Genomic DNA, 17,139 nt, shown 5'->3' on the forward strand with positions numbered 1-17,139 from the left:
CCCCCGCGCCCTAACCCTTCAGGACCAGCGCCGCGCCGCTGACGATGGAGAAGACCAGCACCGCCAGCCGCAGCGCCGGCCCGTTGACATGGGCATGGACATGCCGCGACAGCAGGCTGCCGACCAGCACCGCCGGGATCAGCGCCAGCGCCGCCAGGATCTGCTGCCCGCCGATCCGCCCGGCGACCAGCAGGATGACCAGCGAGATCGCCTCTCCGACCAGAAAGCAGGTCGCCACGGTCGAGCGCAGCACCGGGCCGGGGGCGTGCTGGTATAGCAGCGCCAGCGGCGGGCCGCCGATGCCCGTCGCCGTCTCGGTCACGCCGGTGAACAGCCCCACCCCCAGCGAGGCCGAGCGGCTGGGGGCGAAGGGCGGCGCCAGCAGGGCCGCGACGGCGGCCAGCACCGTCAGCAGGCCGACGGCGATCTCAAGCTGGCGCACCGACAGCGCGACCAGCACCGCCATGCCCAGGAACGTCCCGAAGAAGCGGCCGAAGGTGATCCACCCGGTGCCCTGCCGGTCGATCATCTGCCGCTCGCGCCATGCGACCAGGAAGTTCAGCGGCAGCATCAGGATAAGCAGGGTGACGGGCAGGTGGCTGGCATCGACGAAGCCGAAGACCGGCGCCATGATCAGGGCAAAGCCGATGCCCACCGCACCCTGGACGAATGCGGATGCGGCGACCAGCAGCGACAGGCCCAGAAAGATGGAAAGGGTCACGCCAGCCTCATGTCGATCAGGCTGTCCGCCGTCGGATGGATGCGCTGGATCGGCGCGGCGGCGATGGCCGGCGCGGCCAGATCCCTGATCTCTTCCATCAGGGCGCGCGCGTCCCAGTCCACCGGCCAGCCCTGCACCATCCTCAGCCGGCCATTGGTAAAGACCGCGTCGATCTGGTCGCGGTTGCCATAGCGCACCAGCTCCCAGCTCAGGTCGTGCGAGGGGGTGAATTCGGGCCGGTCCAGGTCGACCAGCAGGAAGTCGGCCGCCAGCCCCTTGGCGATGCGGCCGGTCACGCCGGCCAGACCGCCGGCATCGGCGGCCATCCGCGTCGCCGCATCCAGCCACAGCCAGCCGCCGCCGCAGGAACTGTCGCCCGAGGCCAGCCCATAGGCCACGCGCTGCATGCTTTCGGCCGCGTCCATCAGCCGGAACCCGTCGGCCCGCGTGCCGTCCGTGCCCAGCCCGAAGCGGATGCCAAGCGCCTGCATCTGCAACGCCGGCGCGACCGCGTTCCCCTTCCAGACCGAGGCGACGGGGTTGTAGGCGACGGCGGTGCCGGTATCGCGCAGCAGGTTCAGCTCCGACGGCGTGACCAGCGTCGAATGCGCGATCAGGGTCTGCGGCCCCAGCGCGCCGACATGGGCCAGATGCTCCAGCGGCCGGCGGCCATGCGCGACCAGCGAGCGTTCGACCGCCACCAGATGCTCGTTCACATGGGTCTGGAAGGTCACGCCCGCCTCGGCCGCCATGGCCGAGACCTCGCGCAGCATCTCGTCGCTGGCCACCTCGGGGATCGAGATGGCCAGCGAGGCATGGATCAGCGGATCGCCCTGGCAGGCGGCCAGGTGCGCCTGGGCGTTGCGCAGGATCTGGCCGCGATCCGGCACCACCGCCGCGCCGCCCAGGTCGTTGCAGATCTGCGCCACCACCAGCCGCAACCCCACCTCGCGCGAGGCAAGGGCAAGCTTGCCGATATGGCCGGCCGAGCGCGTGCCGGCGTCGATCGCCGTGGTAAAGCCGCCCCGCAGGCATTCCAGCGCCGCCAGCTTCGAGGACAGGTAGACCATGTGTTCGTCCAGGCTGCCCTCCAGCGGCACCCAGATGCGGCGAAAGATCTCGGAGGGTTCGCCGAAGACCAGCGACTTGCCCAGCGATTGCGTCAGGTGGGTGTGGGTGTCGATGAAGCCCGGCATCATCAGGTGATCGGGCAGTTCGACCAGCCGCGCCTGGGGATGGCGGGCGCAAAGCGCGGCGGCTTGGCCGACATCGGCAAAGCGGCCGGCACGCAGCAGCACGGCCATGTCGCGCTGCGGCCCTCCGTCAAGAAGCAGGCGCCCCGGCGCGACGATCGTCTCGTCGGTTCGGGCAAAGGTCTGGCGCAGGTCGGTCATCAGGCATGCTCCGTGGCATCGACAGGTTTGGGGGCGCTGAACTGGAAGAAGGCGTTGACCACGGCCGCGGTGATCGTGCCCATCGCCAGCCCATTGCCCAGGATCATCTGCGACCATTGCGGGAACTGGCTGTAGACGCCGGGCACCAGGATCGGCATCAGCCCCATGGCCAGCCCCGAGGCCAGCGTGAACATCGCGCCATGTTCGCGCAGGTCGACGCGGCTCAGCACATGGATGCCGATCACGCCGATGATGGAAAAGACGATGACGGCCGTGCCGCCGACGACCGGGCCGGGCAGGACGCTGGCCAGCCGCGACACCGGCGCCAGCAGCGCGATCAGCACCAGGATCACCCCCGCCATGGCGGTGACATGGCGCGAGCGCACCCCGGTCGCGCGGACGATGCCGATGTTCTCGCCCGAGGTGATGATCAGCGAGGTGCCGAACAGCCCGCCCAGGATCGAGGCCACCGCATCGCCGCGGATGGTGCGCGGCACGATGGCATGGGCGTCGCCCTTGCGGTCCACGATCTCGGCGGTGGCGATGGTCTGGCCGGTCGCCTCGGCCATCGAGATGATCGAGAAGATGATCAGCGGCAGCGAGGCGATCAGGTCGAACTTCGGCATCCCGAACGGAAACAGCTGCGGCACCGCGACCAGCGGTCCCTGCATCACGCCCGACAGGTCGAGCCGGCCCAGCGCCGCCGCCAGCAGCGTTCCCGCGATCAGCCCCAGCATCACCGAGATGCGCTGGAGCGTGCCGGTGAACACGCGCGAGAAGATCACCGTCAGCGCGATGGTCGCCAGCGCCAGCCCGACATTGACCGGATCGGCAAAGCCCTCGCTGCCGGGCTTGCCGGTGATGGTGCCGCCATAGATCTTGACCAGGTTGACCGCCACCAGCAGCAGCATGGTGCCCACCACGATGGGCGGGAAAAAGCGCAGCAACCGGCGAAAGACCGGCAGCGCCAGGAAATAGAACACTCCGGTCATCAGCACCGCGCCCACCGCCGTCTGCACGTCGGTCTGGCTGGCGATGGCCAGGAAGATCGCGATGGGGGCGCCGCCCGGAACCATGATGAAGGGCAGCCGCGCCCCGAAACCGGCCGGCCCGAAGCTTTGCAGGATCGAGCCCAGCCCGCAGACCAGGAAGGTGGCGCTGATGATCGACACGGTCAGCGCCGGGTCGAAGCCCAGCGTCTGCGCCACCAGAAACACCGCCGTTATCGGCGATGCGGCCATCACCAGCACGTGCTGGAAGCCGTAAAGGATCAGATCCCTCGGCGGCAGAACCCGGTCCACCGGATCGGGCGGCGTAAGCGTCTTTGCATTGGCCATCGTGGCGTTTCCCTGTTGTTGAAGCGGCGTTTACATTTATGCAAATCGTTTTGCTTACCCCCGAAATACCACGCGGCGCGATTCGTGCAAATCGTTTTGTTGCCTCCGGTGCGGCGATGCTGCTAGCCTTGCCGCGAAAAGCGGCGAATGAGGACGCATTGCGCAAGCCCACCATATCGGATCTGGCCAGGGCCGCGGGGGTGTCGGTCACGACCGTTTCCCATGCCTTCAGCGGCCGCCGCCACGTCGACCCCGAGACCCGCAAGCGCATCCACGCCATCGCCGAGGAGATCGGCTATCACCCCAGCAGCATGGCGCGGGCGCTGCGCAGCGGCCGCAGCGGCACCATCGCGCTGGCCTCCTCGATGCCCTTCGCCATTGCCGCCGGGCCGTCGCGGCTGGGCTTCCTGATGGAGATCGCAGCCTCGGCCGCGATGTCGGCATTGACCCGCCAGCTGGCGCTGTGCCTGATCCCGCCGCATCCGGCGATCCGCAGCCAGGGCTCGGTCGCCTTCGACGGGGTGATCCTGGTCGAGCCCATGCGCGACGACCCGCTGGTCGCCCTGTTCGAGCAGCGCAAGATCCCCGTCGTCTCCATCGGCACCGTGCCGGGCCGGCCCGACATACCCGCCGTCAACATCCGCTCGCGGGAAACCGCGCTGCTGCTGCTGGACCATCTGGCGCAGCAGGGTTGCCGCCATGTCGCCGCGCTGGTCGGCGCGACCCCGCGCACCAGCCAGATCGAGGCCGCTGAGGCCTATCGCGCCTTCGTCGCCCGGCGCGGCCAGCAAGCCACCCTGGTCGCCCTGGACGAGGAAGAGGGCGAGGAGATCGCCTATCGCGAAACCCTGCGCCTGCTGCGCGCGGACCCCTCGATCGACGGGATATTCGCCGCCATCGACGCCTTTGCCAGCGGCGCGGTGCGCGCGGCGCATGAGCTGGGGCTGGCGATGCCCCGGCAATTGCGCATCGCCACCCGCTATGACGGGCTGCGGGCGAAGCTGTCCGATCCGCCGCTGACCGCCCTGGACCTGCATCTTCCGGCGATCGCCGAGCAGGCGGTCCACCTGCTGCTGGACCGGATCGAGGGGACCGGCCGCACGGTCGATGCGGACCTGCCGGAACTGGTCCCCCGGCGATCCTCGGTCTCGGACTGAGGACGGCCGGCCCGCTCAGTTCTTGCGCAGCGCGTTCAGCAGCGCCGCGCCCAGGGCGCCCGGCTGTTCCTTGCCGGCGGGGGCGGCGGATTTCGGACCGCGCGCCGGCTGGGCCTTGGGGCCGCGCTCCTTCTGCGCATCCCTGGCGCTGGCGCCGCCGTCCTTGCGCATGGTCAGGCCGATGCGCTTGCGGGCCACGTCCACCTCGGTCACGCGCACCTTGACCACGTCGCCGACCTTCACCACCTCGTTCGGATCCTTCACGAAACGGTCGGCCAGCTGGCTGATATGCACCAGCCCGTCCTGATGCACGCCGATGTCGACGAAGGCGCCGAAGGCCGCCACATTCGTCACCGTGCCCTCCAGGGCCATGCCGGGGCGCAGATCCTTGATATCCTCGACCCCTTCGGCAAAGCTTGCCGTGACGAAGCTCGGGCGCGGGTCGCGGCCGGGCTTTTCCAGTTCCGACAGGATGTCGCGGATGGTGGGCAGGCCGAAATGCTCATCGACAAAGGCTTCCGCCCGGATGTCCTTCAGCGCCGCGCCATTGCCCATGATCTGGCGGATGTCGCGGCCGCAGGCGGCGACGATCCGGCGGGCGACGCCGTAAGCCTCGGGATGGACGGCCGAGGCGTCCAGCGGCTCGTCGCCCTCGCGGATGCGCAGGAAGCCCGCGCATTGCTCGAAGGCGCGCGGGCCAAGCCCCGTCACCTTCTTCAAGGCCGCGCGCGAGCGGAAGGCGCCCGAGGCATCGCGATGCGCGACGATGTTCTGCGCCAGCGACGGCCCCAGCCCGGCGACATGCGCCAAGAGCGGCGCCGAGGCGGTGTTCAGGTCCACCCCCACCGCGTTCACCGCATCCTCGACCACCGCCTCCAGCGTTTTCGCCAGCTGCCGCTGGTCCACGTCATGCTGATACTGGCCGACGCCGATGGATTCGGGCGGCACCTTGACCAGCTCGGCCAACGGATCCTGCAAGCGCCGGGCGATGGACACCGCACCGCGCAGCGACACGTCGAGGCCGGGGAACTCCTTGGCCGCCAGTTCCGAGGCCGAATAGACCGAGGCGCCGGCCTCGGACACGATCACCTTCACCGGCTGCTTCACCCCCTCGGGCAGGCGTTTCAGCACCTCGGCCACGAAACGCTCGGTCTCGCGGCTGGCGGTGCCATTGCCGATGGCGATCAGCTCGATCTTGTGGCGGGTGATGGCGGCGGCCAGCGCGGCTTCCGCCCCGCGCAGGTCGGATTTCGGCGGGAAGGGATAGAGCGTCGCCGTCTCGACCAGCTTGCCGGTGCCGTCCACCGCGGCCAGCTTGACCCCGGTGCGGATGCCGGGGTCCAGGCCGATGGTCGCGCGCGGCCCGGCGGGCGAGGCCAGCAGCAGGTCGCGCAGGTTGCGGGCAAAGACCCGGATCGCCTCGGCATGGGCGCGGGTGCGCAATTCGGTCAGCAGGTCGATATACATCGTGTTCGACAGCCGCACCCGCCAGCACCAGCCCGCCACCTTGCGCAGCCACCTGTCGCCCGGCTGGTCGCCCAGCCGACCCAGCGCCGAGGCGACAATGCCCTCGGCCCGCGCCGCGCCGGTTTCCGGCTCGGGCGCGATCTCGATGGTCAGCACCTCTTCCTTGGCGCCGCGCAGGATCGCCAGCGCCCGATGCGCCGGGATCGCGGCCCATTTCTCGGACTGGTCGAAATAATCGCTGAACTTGGCGCCGACCTGCTCCTTGCCCGGCACCACCTTGGCGGAAATGATCGCCTCGGCCTGCATGAATTCGCGCAGCCGGCCCAGCAGCGCCGCATTCTCGGACAGTTCCTCGACCAGGATGTCGCGCGCCCCGTCCAGCGCCGATTTCACATCCGGCACCGCCTCGGTCAGATAGCCCGCCGCCAGCGCCTCGGGCTCGGGGCTGCGGTTCTCCTGGATGGCGCGCAGCAGCGGCTCCAGCCCGTTTTCGCGCGCGATCATCGCCTTGGTGCGGCGCTTGGGCTTGAAGGGCAGATAGATGTCTTCCAGCGTGGCCTTGGTCTCGGCCCCGGCGATGGCGCGGGCCAGATCCTCGGTCAGCTTGCCCTGGCCGCGGATCGTATCCAGGATCGCCGCCCGTCGCGCCTCGAGTTCGCGCAGATAGGCCAGCCGTTCGGCCAGCGTGCGCAGCTGCGTGTCGTCCAGCCCGCCCGTGACCTCCTTGCGATAGCGCGCGACGAAGGGAACCGTCGCCCCCCCGTCCAAGAGGCCGGTCGCCGCCGCCACCTGGGCGGGGCTGGCGCTGATCTCGGCGGCGATGGTGCGGGCAATGCGGTCGGTCGCGTCCACGGGCGGCATCCTCTGCTGACTGGAACGCCGTCTTAGACAAAACCGGCCGCCGATCCAAGCGTCCCGGCGCCGCCGTCCCGTTCAGGACAGGCGCATCGCCGCGCGCATCCGCTTTTCGAACTGCGGCTCAAGGCGCGGCAGGCGCATGTCGCCCTTGGTCGTCTCCATCGCGCACCACAGGTTCGCGATGGCGGTCCAGTTTAGGCCCAGGGGCTCGTCGCCGGTTTCGACCAGTTGCAGCCGCCCGCCCAGCCGGCGGAAGGCCATGCCCCTCAGCAGGGCATTGGCGTGCAGCAGCACCTCGTCGGCCAGCTCGTCGTCGAACTGCGCCTCGGCCATGGCGACGAACCCCGAGGGATCGCCTTCGATGGAAAGGGTCTGCGCCTCGATCAGGTAGCTTTCGCAGATCGAGAACCCCTGCTCGCACCAGTCCGCCACCGAGCCCGAGAAGCTTCGGCTGCCGACCCCGATTCCCGGAACCTGAAGAAAGCTCAGGCAACCGTTGTCGCCAGGGGTATAATGCATGCCAGCGGCATGCGTGGCCTTGCCATTCACCAACATCACTCACCAACCAACAATAGAGATCACGCAATGACTTACAATTAAAACGATCTGTTCGGTTTAGGCCAGTTGCCCTTTAAGACAGGTTAACAATTTCTTAACAGCGGCACGTCAATATGTTGTTTTTGCTTGATTTTAATGAGCGCCCTGCGCGGCGGCGGCGAACACCCCCAGGTTGCGATGGATTCGCGGGGCCCTGTCTTTCCTTGCCGCCGGGTCATCCGGGGCCGGCGGCTTCGGCCGACCCGCGCTTGCGGCCGGCCCGCCGGGGCAGCCCCCGCGCGGGAATCAACAAAGCAGGAAAGCCCCGCCGCAAATGGGCAGGACCGTTCCTTTCGGCTTTTGGGCCTTGGATATGCCGGAAAAAAGCACGGCTGCCGCCTGCGCGGATGCGCTGGCGGCTTGACGGGCAGACCAGCCCCGCGGCTGATTGCCTGCCCTGCGGGCTGGCGCCCGGCGCTTGCTAGCCCATGCTGTCCTTCAGCTTCCCGGCGACATACCAGGTGATGGGCAAGGCGATGATCGCACCCCCGGCGGCAGCCAGAAGGATGGCGCGCAGATCGTAAAATCCCATCGCCAGGACGATGATCACGCCGATCCCGGCGAGCGTCGTCAGGCTGATGGACAACAGAAGCATGAAAAGACGGGTCATTTCCACCCCCAGACCAGTTACCATGCCCTGTAGGGCACATCCGGCCACGACGCGCTTTGACGGGGATCAAACTGGCCAAGGAAGAATCCGGCCCGGCTGCGCGCCCATCGCAAGGAACGCCCCCGGATCAGCCGCCACATGGGCCCGCTTGGGAAGCGGGCTGTAGAGGACATGCGCGAGAAGATCGGCGCCCTGGATGACGCCGGCCGGCTGGTGATCCACGGCGGGCGATATGCCGAAGCTAGGGTGTATTCAGCCCCTCACCGGGCACAAGACGCCCGCCCTGGTCTGGAAGTTCCGGTCCCAGGCCGACCGAAAGCGCAAGCCAAAGGCGGCGCAACGCCGCCGGGAACCGAACATGACCGCGCCGAAAATGTGCCGAAACGCCTTGAGCCAAGGGCCGGCACCATTGCGATCGCAGGCGGATTATCGTCTGCTTTCAAAATGGTGCGGGTGGAGGGACTTGAACCCCCACGCCTTGCGGCGCCAGAACCTAAATCTGGTGCGTCTGCCAATTTCGCCACACCCGCAATGGCGCGCTGTCTAGCAAAGCCACCGCCCACATGCGAGGGGTAATTTCAGACTCCCATCCCACGCAGCACGGCGGGCAGCGCCTCGGGCAGATCGTCGGCGATCAGACCGGGACCGAAGCGACGCGCCGCCTCGGCATGAAGCCGGGCGCCGGTTGCCGCCGCCTCCAGCCCCGGCAGGCCGCGGGCCAGAAGGCCGGCGATGATCCCCGCCAGCACGTCGCCCGCGCCCGCCGTCGCCAGCCAGGGCACGTCGAAGGCGGAATGGATGCAAGCCCGCCCGTCGGGGGCGGCGATCACCGTGTCGGGGCCCTTCAGCAGCACGACGGCGCCGCAGCGCGCGGCCGCGTCGCGGGCGCCGTCGAGCCGCGAATAAAGCGGGCCGCGCATTTTTGCCAATTCCTCGCGATAGGCCGCATGTTCCGCCAGGAACCGCGCCATCCGCGCCGGATCGGACGCCTGGGCATCGCCGATGCCGGCAGGCGCAGGCGGATGGTCAAGGCGCGCGGCAAGATCGGGAAAGACGCGCCCGAACTCGCCCGCATGGGGGGTAAGCACGCAGTTCTCGTGCAGCACCGCCATCAGGCCGGGGTCGCGGGACAGGACGGTCAGCGCATCGGCATCCAGCACCGCCGCCCGCCCCGCGCCCAGGATCGCGGGCAGCAGCGCCGCCGCGCGCTCGACCCCGCAGCCGGGACCGATGCAGAGCGCGTTGATCCGGCGGTCCGCCAGCATGTCCTGCAGCCCGGCCGGATCGTCGATTCCCCGGCGCATCAGCGCATCGGGCGGGCCGGCATGGGCCGGCAGGGCCTCGGCCGGCGGCGCAAGCGTCACCAGGCCCGCGCCGATGCGCAGGGCGGCGCGGGCCGACAGGCGCCCCGCCCCACCCCTGCCCGGCCCGCCGGCAACGACCAGCGCATGGCCGTGGCTGAACTTGTGGGGATGCGAGGACGACCGCTTGGCAAGCCGGTCGGCCAGCACCGTGCCAGACCGCGCGTCGGGAATATCGAACGGGGGCCAGATGCCGGTCAGCCGGGCGGGCCGGAACCCGCGGCCGTCGATGTTGCGCTCTCTCCAATGCCGCAGGCCGATGTCGGCGACGACCAGCTCGCCGCAGCATTCCGGCCCGCGTTCCAGCAGATGCCCAGGCTTGGGGCTGTCGAAGGCGACGGTCAGCCGGGCGCGCAGGTCGAAATCGCCGGGCTCGCGCGGCCGGCCGGGAAAGGCGCCGCTGTCGAGGCACAATCCGCTGGGGCAGTCCACCGCCACCAGCCGTTCGCGGAAGAACGCCCAATCGCCGCCCGAGCCGCCCAGATGATCCAGGATCGCGGCGATCTCGCCCTCGGGCGCGCGGGTCAGGCCGGTGCCGAAGATCGCGTCCACATAGACATCCGCATCGGGGCCCTCGCGCAGGGCATCCTCGGTCAGGGGCAGGATCGGGCCCGACGCCCGCCATTCGGCCTTCATCCGGGCCGCATCCGCGCCGGCGGCATTGTCCATGCCCAGCACCCGCAGCTGCCAGCCCGCCCGGTGCAGGTGCCGCGCGACCACATAGCCGTCGCCGCCGTTGTTGCCCGGCCCGCACAGCACCACCGCCAGGCCCGCCTTGGGCCAGCGCAGCCGGATCTGCCCGGCGACGGCGCAGCCGGCACGCTCCATCAACTCTGCGCCCGTGACCCGGCCGCTGGCCATCGCGGCAGATTCGATGGCGCGCATTTGAGCGGTCGTCAGGATTTCGGTGCCATGAAACATGGTGACTGCCTAAATTATCATCGTTCTGCACGAAATATACGCATATCGGCCGGGCAAATGCGATCGGCCGCATGATCCTGGCCCTGCCCCATTTACCCGCATCATCAAACCCGCCAATCAGGTCGCAGGCAAGTCGCGAGAGAAGGATCAGGCGATGAAGAAAGTCGAAGCCATCATCAAGCCCTTCAAACTGGACGATGTGAAAGAGGCACTTCAGGAAGTCGGCGTCCAGGGCCTCTCGGTCACCGAGGTCAAGGGCTTTGGCCGGCAGAAGGGCCATACCGAGCTTTATCGCGGCGCGGAATATGTCGTGGACTTCCTGCCCAAGGTGAAGATCGAGATGGTGCTGCCCGACGACCTGGTCGAGGCCGCCGTCGACGCCATCATCTCGGCCGCGCGCACCGAGAAGATCGGCGACGGCAAGATCTTCATCATCCCGGTCGAACAGGCCATCCGCATCCGCACCGGCGAGACCGGCGACGACGCGGTCTGATCCCGCCCGACCCGCAACAAGAAACCGATGACCCCAGCCCCGCGGCGGCGCCGGGCAGACTGATGGAGGAAGGATCCCAATGACAGTCAAGGACGTTCTGGATCTGATGAAGACGGAAGAGGTCGAATATGTCGACGTCCGCTTCACCGATCCCAAGGGCAAGTTGCAGCACGTGACGCTGGTCGCCGACCTGGTGGACGAGGACTTCTTCGAGGAAGGCTTCATGTTCGACGGCTCCTCGATCGCCGGCTGGAAGTCCATCGACCAGTCCGACATGAAGCTGATGCCGGACGCCTCCTCGGCCTATATCGACCCGTTCTATGCCGAAAAGACCCTCTGCGTGCATTGCAACGTGGTCGAGCCCGACACGGGCGAGCCCTATGCCCGCGACCCGCGCGGCACCGCGCTGAAGGCCGAGGCCTATCTGAAATCCAGCGGAATCGGCGATGCGGCCTATTTCGGCCCCGAGGCCGAGTTCTTCCTGTTCGACGACGTGCGCTATTCGGTCACGCCGCAGAAGGTCTCGTTCGAACTCGACTCGGTCGATGCCGCCTGGAACACCGACACCGTCTACGAGGACGGCAACCTCGCCCATCGCGCGGCCCACAAGGGCGGCTATTTCCCGGTGAACCCGATCGACGCCGCCCAGGACATCCGCGGCGAGATGCTGTCGACCATGAAGCGCATGGGCATCAAGGTCGACAAGCACCACCACGAGGTCGCCACCGCCCAGCACGAGCTGGGGATGATCTTCGGCGGGCTGGTCGAGCAGGCCGACAACATCCAGAAATACAAATACGTCATCCACAACGTCGCCGCCGCCTATGGCAAGACCGCGACCTTCATGCCCAAGCCGATGAAGGGCGACAATGGCTCCGGGATGCACGTGAACATGTCGATCTGGAAGGACGGCAAGCCGCTGTTTGCCGGCGACAAATATGCCGACCTGTCGCAAGAGGCGCTGTGGTTCATCGGCGGGGTGCTCAAGCACGCCAAGGCGCTGAATGCGCTGACCAACCCCGCGACCAACAGCTACAAGCGGCTGATCCCCGGCTTCGAGGCCCCGGTGCTGCGCGCCTATTCCGCCCGCAACCGCTCGGGCTGCGTGCGCATTCCGTGGACCGAGTCGCCCAAGGCCAAGCGCGTCGAGGCCCGCTTCCCCGACCCGGCGGCCAACCCCTACCTGGCCTTTGCGGCGCTGCTGATGGCCGGCCTTGACGGCATCAAGAACAAGATCGACCCCGGCCCGGCCTCGGACAAGGATCTCTACGACCTGCCGCCGGAAGAGCTGGCCGAGATCCCGACCGTCTGCGGCAGCCTGCGCGAGGCGCTGGAGGAGCTGGAGAAGGACATGGACTTCCTGCTGGCCGGCGACGTCTTCACCCGCGACCAATTGGAAGGCTACATCAAGCTGAAATGGGAAGAGGTCTATGCCTATGAGCATACCCCCCATCCCATCGAATATGCGATGTATTACAGCTGCTGAGCCGCAGCCCGGAACGAACCGGAAAGCCGCCCTTCGGGGCGGCTTTTTCATTTCCCGATCCAGGAAACCGGCAATCCGGCGCCGCGGGTCGGCAGGCTCTGGAACCCCGCAGATTCCAAAGGCGGGGGCGGGCCAGAGCCACGATCGCCTCCGCACGGCAACGTCTTGCTGGAGCCCAGGGCCGCGACCGCGCGGCGCGCCGTTGCTTCCGAAAGGATTGCGCGGCAGATCCGCATCACGGCGAAGCCAAGCCACCCAAGGGCCGGACTTATCGCCCGATTTCCGCGCGCCAGCCCGTCCCTGCAGCGCTTGTCGATAAGGGCGGGCCGGGGGCTGGCCCGGCTGATCGACCGCAGATGCCGGAACATTCGGCGCCCTGCACCGGGGGCAATCCGTAATTAGTTCAATTTGTCTGCAAAATGGATGGAAACCCGAACGCGAAACCGGCTACAGTGATCCTGTGCCAGACGCATGGCGTTTTGGTTGCAAGACGTGCGGTCATCCGTCCTCTGGGGTCGGCGGATGGCTGGTTTCCAGCCTACGGCATGGGCGCAGCCCTGCCTGCTACAGGATCTTAGAATGCCTTATTTCACCAAAATACCCGACGCGACCATCGACCTGGAGGCCGAGACCCCGGTCCTGGTTCTGGGGAACAATCTTCTGCTGAACGAACTCAGCGGCTCCACCCAGTTCACCCAGTACGACGTGGACGAACCCCACGGCACCACGCTGTCCCGCGGCGACGACGTCTCGCTGGTGGATGGCGAGGGCGATCCGCAGCTGTCGGGCGGCACCTTCGCCGGCACCGGCACGCTGTCCACGGCGGCCGTGGGACTGACCGTCAAGCTCCTCGGCATCGAGCTGGCCTCGCTGACGGTCCAGGTCAACCCGATCGGCGGCTCTTTCGTCGTGAAGGGCGAAGACACCTATTTCGTCACCGACCAGCCCCTGACCGAGGACCATATCAGCGTCAAGATCACCGGCACCGTCGCTGGACTACCGCTCACCCTGGCGGATGTGAACATCTCGGACCTTGGCGGTTCGTTGACCGGCGACGTTCTTGCGGCGGTGCAGAATCTTCTCGACACCATCGTCGTCAACGTCGCCTACAATCCCGCCGGCACGCTGGTCCTTGACGACGACGACGTCTTTCCCTGCTTCACCGCCGGTACGCTGATCGACACGCCCCAGGGCCCGGTTCCGGTCGAAAGCCTGTCGGTCGGCGACCTGGTGCTGACGGCCGACCACGGCCCCCAGCCGGTCCGCTGGATCGGGCGCCGCCGCTTTGCCGCGCATCGGCTTGCCACCCATGGCGCCCGGCTGACGCCCGTCCGCATCAGGGCCGGGGCGCTGGGGCCGGACATGCCCTCGGCGGACCTGGTCGTCTCGCCGCAGCACCGGATCCTGCTGCGCTCGCGCGTCGCCCTGCGGATGTTCGGCACCGACGAGATCCTGGTCGCCGCCAAGCAGCTTTTGCAGATCGAGGGCGTCGATCTGGCCACGGACCTGGCCGAGGTGGAATATGTCCATATCCTCTTCGACCAGCACGAGGTGGTCCGGGCCAACGGCACCGCGACCGAGTCGCTGTATCTGGGCCCGCAGGCCCTTGCCGCCCTGCCCGCCACGGCGGTCGAGGAAATCCTCGCCATCTTCCCCGAACTGACCCAGCGCACCCATGCCCCCGCGGGGGCGCGGATGCTGGCCTCGGGGCGCAAGGCGCGCAAGCTGGCGCATCGCCACTCGAAGAACGGCCAGCCGCTCGTCGTCCTGGCCTGAATCGGCAACAGCCGCGCAGGGGCCGCCGCGGCCCCTGCCGCCGCGGTTGCGGGTCCGGGGCCTTGCCGCTAAAACCCCGGCAAACCCAAGGAGCCCTGCATGATCCCGCGCTATGCCCGTCCCGAAATGGTCGCCATCTGGTCGCCCGAGACCAAGTTCCGCATCTGGTACGAGATCGAGGCGCATGCCTGCGACGCCCAGGCCGACCTTGGCGTGATCCCGCGCGAGAATGCCGAGGCCGTCTGGAAGGCCAGGAACGTGGAGTTCGACGTCGCCCGCATCGACGAGATCGAGGCCGTGACCAAGCATGACGTCATCGCCTTCCTGACCCACCTGGCCGAGCATATCGGCGCCGAGGAGGCGCGCTTCGTCCACCAGGGCATGACCAGCTCGGACGTGCTGGACACCACGCTGAACGTGCAGCTGGTGCGCGCCGCCGACATCCTGCTGGCCGACATGGACAAGGTGCTGGCCGCGCTGAAGAAACGCGCCTACGAGCACAAGGACACCGTCCGCATCGGCCGCAGCCACGGCATCCATGCCGAGCCGACGACCATGGGCCTGACCTTCGCCCGCTTCTACGCCGAGATGGCGCGGGGCCGCGAACGCCTGCTGCGCGCCCGCGAGGAAGTGGCGACCGGCGCCATTTCCGGCGCGGTCGGCACCTTCGCCAACATCGACCCCGCGGTCGAAGAGCATGTCTGCGCCAAGATGGGCCTCTCGCCCGAACCGATCAGCACCCAGGTCATCCCGCGCGACCGCCACGCGATGTTCTTCGCCACGCTGGGCGTCATCGCCAGCTCGATCGAGAACATCGCCATCGAGATCCGCCACATGCAGCGCACCGAGGTGCTGGAGGCCGAGGAATATTTCAGCCCCGGCCAGAAGGGCAGCTCGGCCATGCCGCATAAGCGGAACCCGGTGCTGACCGAGAACCTGACCGGCCTTGCCCGCCTTGTGCGCATGGCCGTGGTGCCGGCGATGGAGAATGTGGCGCTGTGGCACGAACGCGACATCAGCCATTCCTCGGTCGAGCGCGGCATCGCTCCGGATGCGACCATCACCCTGGACTTCGCCCTGAACCGCCTGGCCGGCGTGATCGAAAAGCTGGTGGTCTACCCCGAGAACATGCTCAGGAACATGAACAAGTTCAAGGGGCTGGTCATGTCGCAGCGCGTGCTGCTGGCCCTGACCCAGGCCGGCGTCAGCCGCGAGGACGCCTATCGCCTGGTCCAGCGCAACGCCATGAAGGTCTGGGAACAGGGCGCCGATTTCAAGACCGAGCTGCTGGCCGACGCCGAGGTGACGGCCGCGCTGTCCCCCGCCGAGATCGAGGAAAAGTTCGACCTGGGCTATCACACCAAGCACGTGGACACGATTTTCGCCCGCGTGTTCGGCGAAAACGGCGCGCATTAACCCGGCGTTCGCTTTTTCCTGCCAGATTGCCCCCGACAGGTTTGGAATCGGGGGCAATCCATGGGTGTTCCGGCGCTCGGGGCGACGGCGGGGCTCAGTCCGCGGCAAAAGGCTGCGGTGATCGTGCGGCTGGTGCTGGCCGAGGGCGGGGACATCGACCTCGCCCGGCTGCCGCCGGAACTGCAGACCGACCTGGCGCAGGAAATGGCGCTGATGGGGATGATCGACCGCGAGACGCGCAATGCCATCGTGGCCGAGTTCTGCGACAGGCTGGAAGCGGTCGGCCTGTCCTTTCCGGGCGACATCGACGGCACGCTGGACCTGCTCGACGGGCATCTTTCGCCCGACACGACCGACCAGCTGCGGCGCATGGCGGCGCTCAACGGCGCCGGCAACCCCTGGGACAGCATCGCCGCCCTGCCCCCCGCGCTCTTGGTCGAACTGGCCCGCACCGAAGCGGTCGAGATCGGGGCGGTGATGTTTTCGAAACTGCCGGTGCCGCGCGCGGCCGAGGTGTTCGGCCTGCTCGAACAGGAACGCGCGCGCCAGATCGCCTATGCCATGTCGCTGACCGGCGGCATCACTCCCGAGGCGCTGCAACGCATCGGCCGGGCGCTGCTCCATGCCGCCGACGCCGTGCCGCAGCCGGCACTGGAGGGCAAGGCGGGCGAAAAGGTCGGCGCGATCCTGAACTTCTCGCCCTCCAGCATGCGCGACGGCGTCCTGGCCGGGCTCGAGGACGACGATGCCGCCTTTGCCGGCGAGGTGCGCAAGACCATCTTCACCTGGGCGCATATCCCGCGCCGCATCGACCGGCGCGACATCGCCCGCATCCTGCGCGAGGTGGACAATCCCGTGCTGCTCAAGGCGCTGGCCGGCGCCCGCGGTCCGGCGCGCGAAACCGTGGATTTCCTGCTGGGCGGCATTTCCTCGCGCCTGGCCGAGTCGATGCGCGAAGAGATCGAGGCGCTCGGCAAGGTCTCGGCCCGCGACGCCGAGGAGGCGATGGACCAGGTCGTGGTCACGATCCGCCGCATGGAGGCGGCGGGCGACCTGTTCCTGATCGCCCAGGAAGCCGAGGAGGAGGCGGATGAGGAACCGCAAGCCCCGCCCGGCTGACGGATCCCGCCCGCCGCAATCCGAAAACCCGTCGCAGGCTGCCCAAGGCCCCCCAAGGCCCGCCGCAATGACGGCACGGACAGACGGCAGGCCGCATGGCGCAAGGCGCGGTGCGGCGGCAGGCCGCAAAGGCTTGCCCGGCCCCGGCCTCTGCCCTAGCAGGGGGCGGGACGGCGCATCGCGCCGGGGGACGGCATGGACGGGACGGATGGCATGACAAATCAGATCGCGCTCGTGCTGGGGCTCCTGGTCCTGGGCCTCTTCGCGGCGGATGCGCTGGTGCTGCATTGGAACCTGCCGCTGTTCCTGGGCAAGGCGTTCGCCAGCCTCATCGAATATCTCAGCTTCTGGCGCTGACCTCGGCGCCGCGATTCGCCGCCCTGCAGCATTCGGCACCGCGGCAAGCGGCTTGCGCCGCCCGCGCCG

The 17,139-nt window shown here is 68.2% G+C and carries 14 protein-coding genes and 1 tRNA gene; 7 read left to right on the forward strand and 8 right to left on the reverse strand.

All coding sequences use genetic code 11. From position 1 onward, the window contains the following. Positions 1-10: 10 nt before the first annotated feature. Genes E3U25_RS09770 through E3U25_RS09780 form a run of 3 tightly spaced genes read right to left on the reverse strand, consistent with a single transcriptional unit; the run spans position 11 to position 3,452 of the window. Positions 11-721 (reverse strand): sulfite exporter TauE/SafE family protein, encoded by a 711-nt coding sequence (locus E3U25_RS09770; RefSeq protein WP_114537603.1) that lies wholly within the window; start codon positions 719-721, stop codon positions 11-13. Next, positions 718-2,115: an amidohydrolase family protein gene (locus E3U25_RS09775; RefSeq protein ID WP_036760855.1), complete on the reverse strand. Its 1,398-nt coding sequence runs from the start codon at positions 2,113-2,115 to the stop codon at positions 718-720. Before E3U25_RS09775 ends, E3U25_RS09770 begins: the two co-directional genes overlap by 4 nt. Next, a complete protein-coding gene (locus tag E3U25_RS09780; protein ID WP_116220519.1) occupies positions 2,115-3,452 on the reverse strand; it encodes a uracil-xanthine permease family protein in 1,338 nt (445 codons plus the stop codon). Before E3U25_RS09780 ends, E3U25_RS09775 begins: the two co-directional genes overlap by 1 nt. 158 nt (positions 3,453-3,610) lie before the next feature. Here E3U25_RS09780 and E3U25_RS09785 point away from each other — a divergent pair, with 158 nt between their 5' ends. After that, entirely contained in the window at positions 3,611-4,609 is a 999-nt protein-coding gene (locus E3U25_RS09785; protein ID WP_244294837.1) for a LacI family DNA-binding transcriptional regulator, read from the forward strand. 15 nt (positions 4,610-4,624) lie between these two features. Here E3U25_RS09785 and E3U25_RS09790 read toward each other — a convergent pair whose 3' ends face one another. From E3U25_RS09790 to E3U25_RS09810, 5 genes are all read right to left on the reverse strand, one after another. Next, positions 4,625-6,937 (reverse strand): Tex family protein, encoded by a 2,313-nt coding sequence (locus E3U25_RS09790; RefSeq protein WP_116220517.1) that lies wholly within the window; start codon positions 6,935-6,937, stop codon positions 4,625-4,627. A gap of 72 nt (positions 6,938-7,009) precedes the next feature. Next, positions 7,010-7,453 carry a hypothetical protein gene (locus E3U25_RS09795; protein WP_244294832.1) on the reverse strand — a complete coding sequence of 148 codons (444 nt, stop codon included), beginning with the start codon at positions 7,451-7,453 and terminating at the stop codon, positions 7,010-7,012. Positions 7,454-7,952: 499 nt separating this feature from the next. Further along, complete coding sequence (locus tag E3U25_RS09800; RefSeq protein ID WP_036760848.1) at positions 7,953-8,141, reverse strand: hypothetical protein; 189 nt, start codon at positions 8,139-8,141, stop codon at positions 7,953-7,955. Between the two features lie 445 nt (positions 8,142-8,586). Further along, positions 8,587-8,671 (reverse strand) — tRNA-Leu (locus E3U25_RS09805). A gap of 48 nt (positions 8,672-8,719) precedes the next feature. Next, positions 8,720-10,423: an NAD(P)H-hydrate epimerase gene (locus tag E3U25_RS09810; RefSeq protein WP_116220516.1), complete on the reverse strand. Its 1,704-nt coding sequence runs from the start codon at positions 10,421-10,423 to the stop codon at positions 8,720-8,722. A 154-nt stretch (positions 10,424-10,577) separates the two neighbouring features. Here E3U25_RS09810 and E3U25_RS09815 point away from each other — a divergent pair, with 154 nt between their 5' ends. The 6 genes from E3U25_RS09815 to E3U25_RS09840 all read left to right on the forward strand — a co-directional run bounded on the left by E3U25_RS09815 (position 10,578) and on the right by E3U25_RS09840 (position 17,070). Further along, positions 10,578-10,916, forward strand: a complete 339-nt coding sequence (locus tag E3U25_RS09815; protein ID WP_036760069.1) for a P-II family nitrogen regulator — start codon at positions 10,578-10,580, stop codon at positions 10,914-10,916. Between the two features lie 79 nt (positions 10,917-10,995). Beyond that, entirely contained in the window at positions 10,996-12,402 is a 1,407-nt protein-coding gene (gene glnA / locus E3U25_RS09820; RefSeq protein ID WP_116220515.1) for a type I glutamate--ammonia ligase, read from the forward strand. 579 nt (positions 12,403-12,981) lie between these two features. After that, complete coding sequence (locus E3U25_RS09825; protein ID WP_116220514.1) at positions 12,982-14,178, forward strand: Hint domain-containing protein; 1,197 nt, start codon at positions 12,982-12,984, stop codon at positions 14,176-14,178. A gap of 99 nt (positions 14,179-14,277) precedes the next feature. Beyond that, a complete protein-coding gene (gene purB, locus E3U25_RS09830; protein ID WP_116220513.1) occupies positions 14,278-15,594 on the forward strand; it encodes an adenylosuccinate lyase in 1,317 nt (438 codons plus the stop codon). A gap of 60 nt (positions 15,595-15,654) precedes the next feature. Further along, positions 15,655-16,713: a flagellar motor switch protein FliG gene (locus E3U25_RS09835; protein WP_116220512.1), complete on the forward strand. Its 1,059-nt coding sequence runs from the start codon at positions 15,655-15,657 to the stop codon at positions 16,711-16,713. 213 nt (positions 16,714-16,926) lie between these two features. Further along, positions 16,927-17,070, forward strand: a complete 144-nt coding sequence (locus E3U25_RS09840; RefSeq protein WP_036760079.1) for a hypothetical protein — start codon at positions 16,927-16,929, stop codon at positions 17,068-17,070. Positions 17,071-17,139: the final 69 nt, after the last annotated feature.

It is taken from the genome of Paracoccus versutus, assembly GCF_029909795.1.
GTDB classification, from domain to species: Bacteria; Pseudomonadota; Alphaproteobacteria; order Rhodobacterales; family Rhodobacteraceae; genus Paracoccus; species Paracoccus versutus.

Coding starts and splice junctions, on each gene's coding strand:
- E3U25_RS09810 (WP_116220516.1), bottom strand. CDS start 10,423: ATGTTTCATGGCACCGAAATCCTGACGACCGCTCAAATGCGCGCCATC.
- E3U25_RS09825 (WP_116220514.1), top strand. CDS start 12,982: ATGCCTTATTTCACCAAAATACCCGACGCGACCATCGACCTGGAGGCC.
- E3U25_RS09790 (WP_116220517.1), bottom strand. CDS start 6,937: ATGCCGCCCGTGGACGCGACCGACCGCATTGCCCGCACCATCGCCGCC.
- E3U25_RS09780 (WP_116220519.1), bottom strand. CDS start 3,452: ATGGCCAATGCAAAGACGCTTACGCCGCCCGATCCGGTGGACCGGGTT.
- E3U25_RS09795 (WP_244294832.1), bottom strand. CDS start 7,453: ATGCATTATACCCCTGGCGACAACGGTTGCCTGAGCTTTCTTCAGGTT.
- E3U25_RS09840 (WP_036760079.1), top strand. CDS start 16,927: ATGACAAATCAGATCGCGCTCGTGCTGGGGCTCCTGGTCCTGGGCCTC.
- E3U25_RS09835 (WP_116220512.1), top strand. CDS start 15,655: ATGGGTGTTCCGGCGCTCGGGGCGACGGCGGGGCTCAGTCCGCGGCAA.
- E3U25_RS09800 (WP_036760848.1), bottom strand. CDS start 8,141: ATGACCCGTCTTTTCATGCTTCTGTTGTCCATCAGCCTGACGACGCTC.
- E3U25_RS09815 (WP_036760069.1), top strand. CDS start 10,578: ATGAAGAAAGTCGAAGCCATCATCAAGCCCTTCAAACTGGACGATGTG.
- glnA (WP_116220515.1), top strand. CDS start 10,996: ATGACAGTCAAGGACGTTCTGGATCTGATGAAGACGGAAGAGGTCGAA.
- purB (WP_116220513.1), top strand. CDS start 14,278: ATGATCCCGCGCTATGCCCGTCCCGAAATGGTCGCCATCTGGTCGCCC.
- E3U25_RS09775 (WP_036760855.1), bottom strand. CDS start 2,115: ATGACCGACCTGCGCCAGACCTTTGCCCGAACCGACGAGACGATCGTC.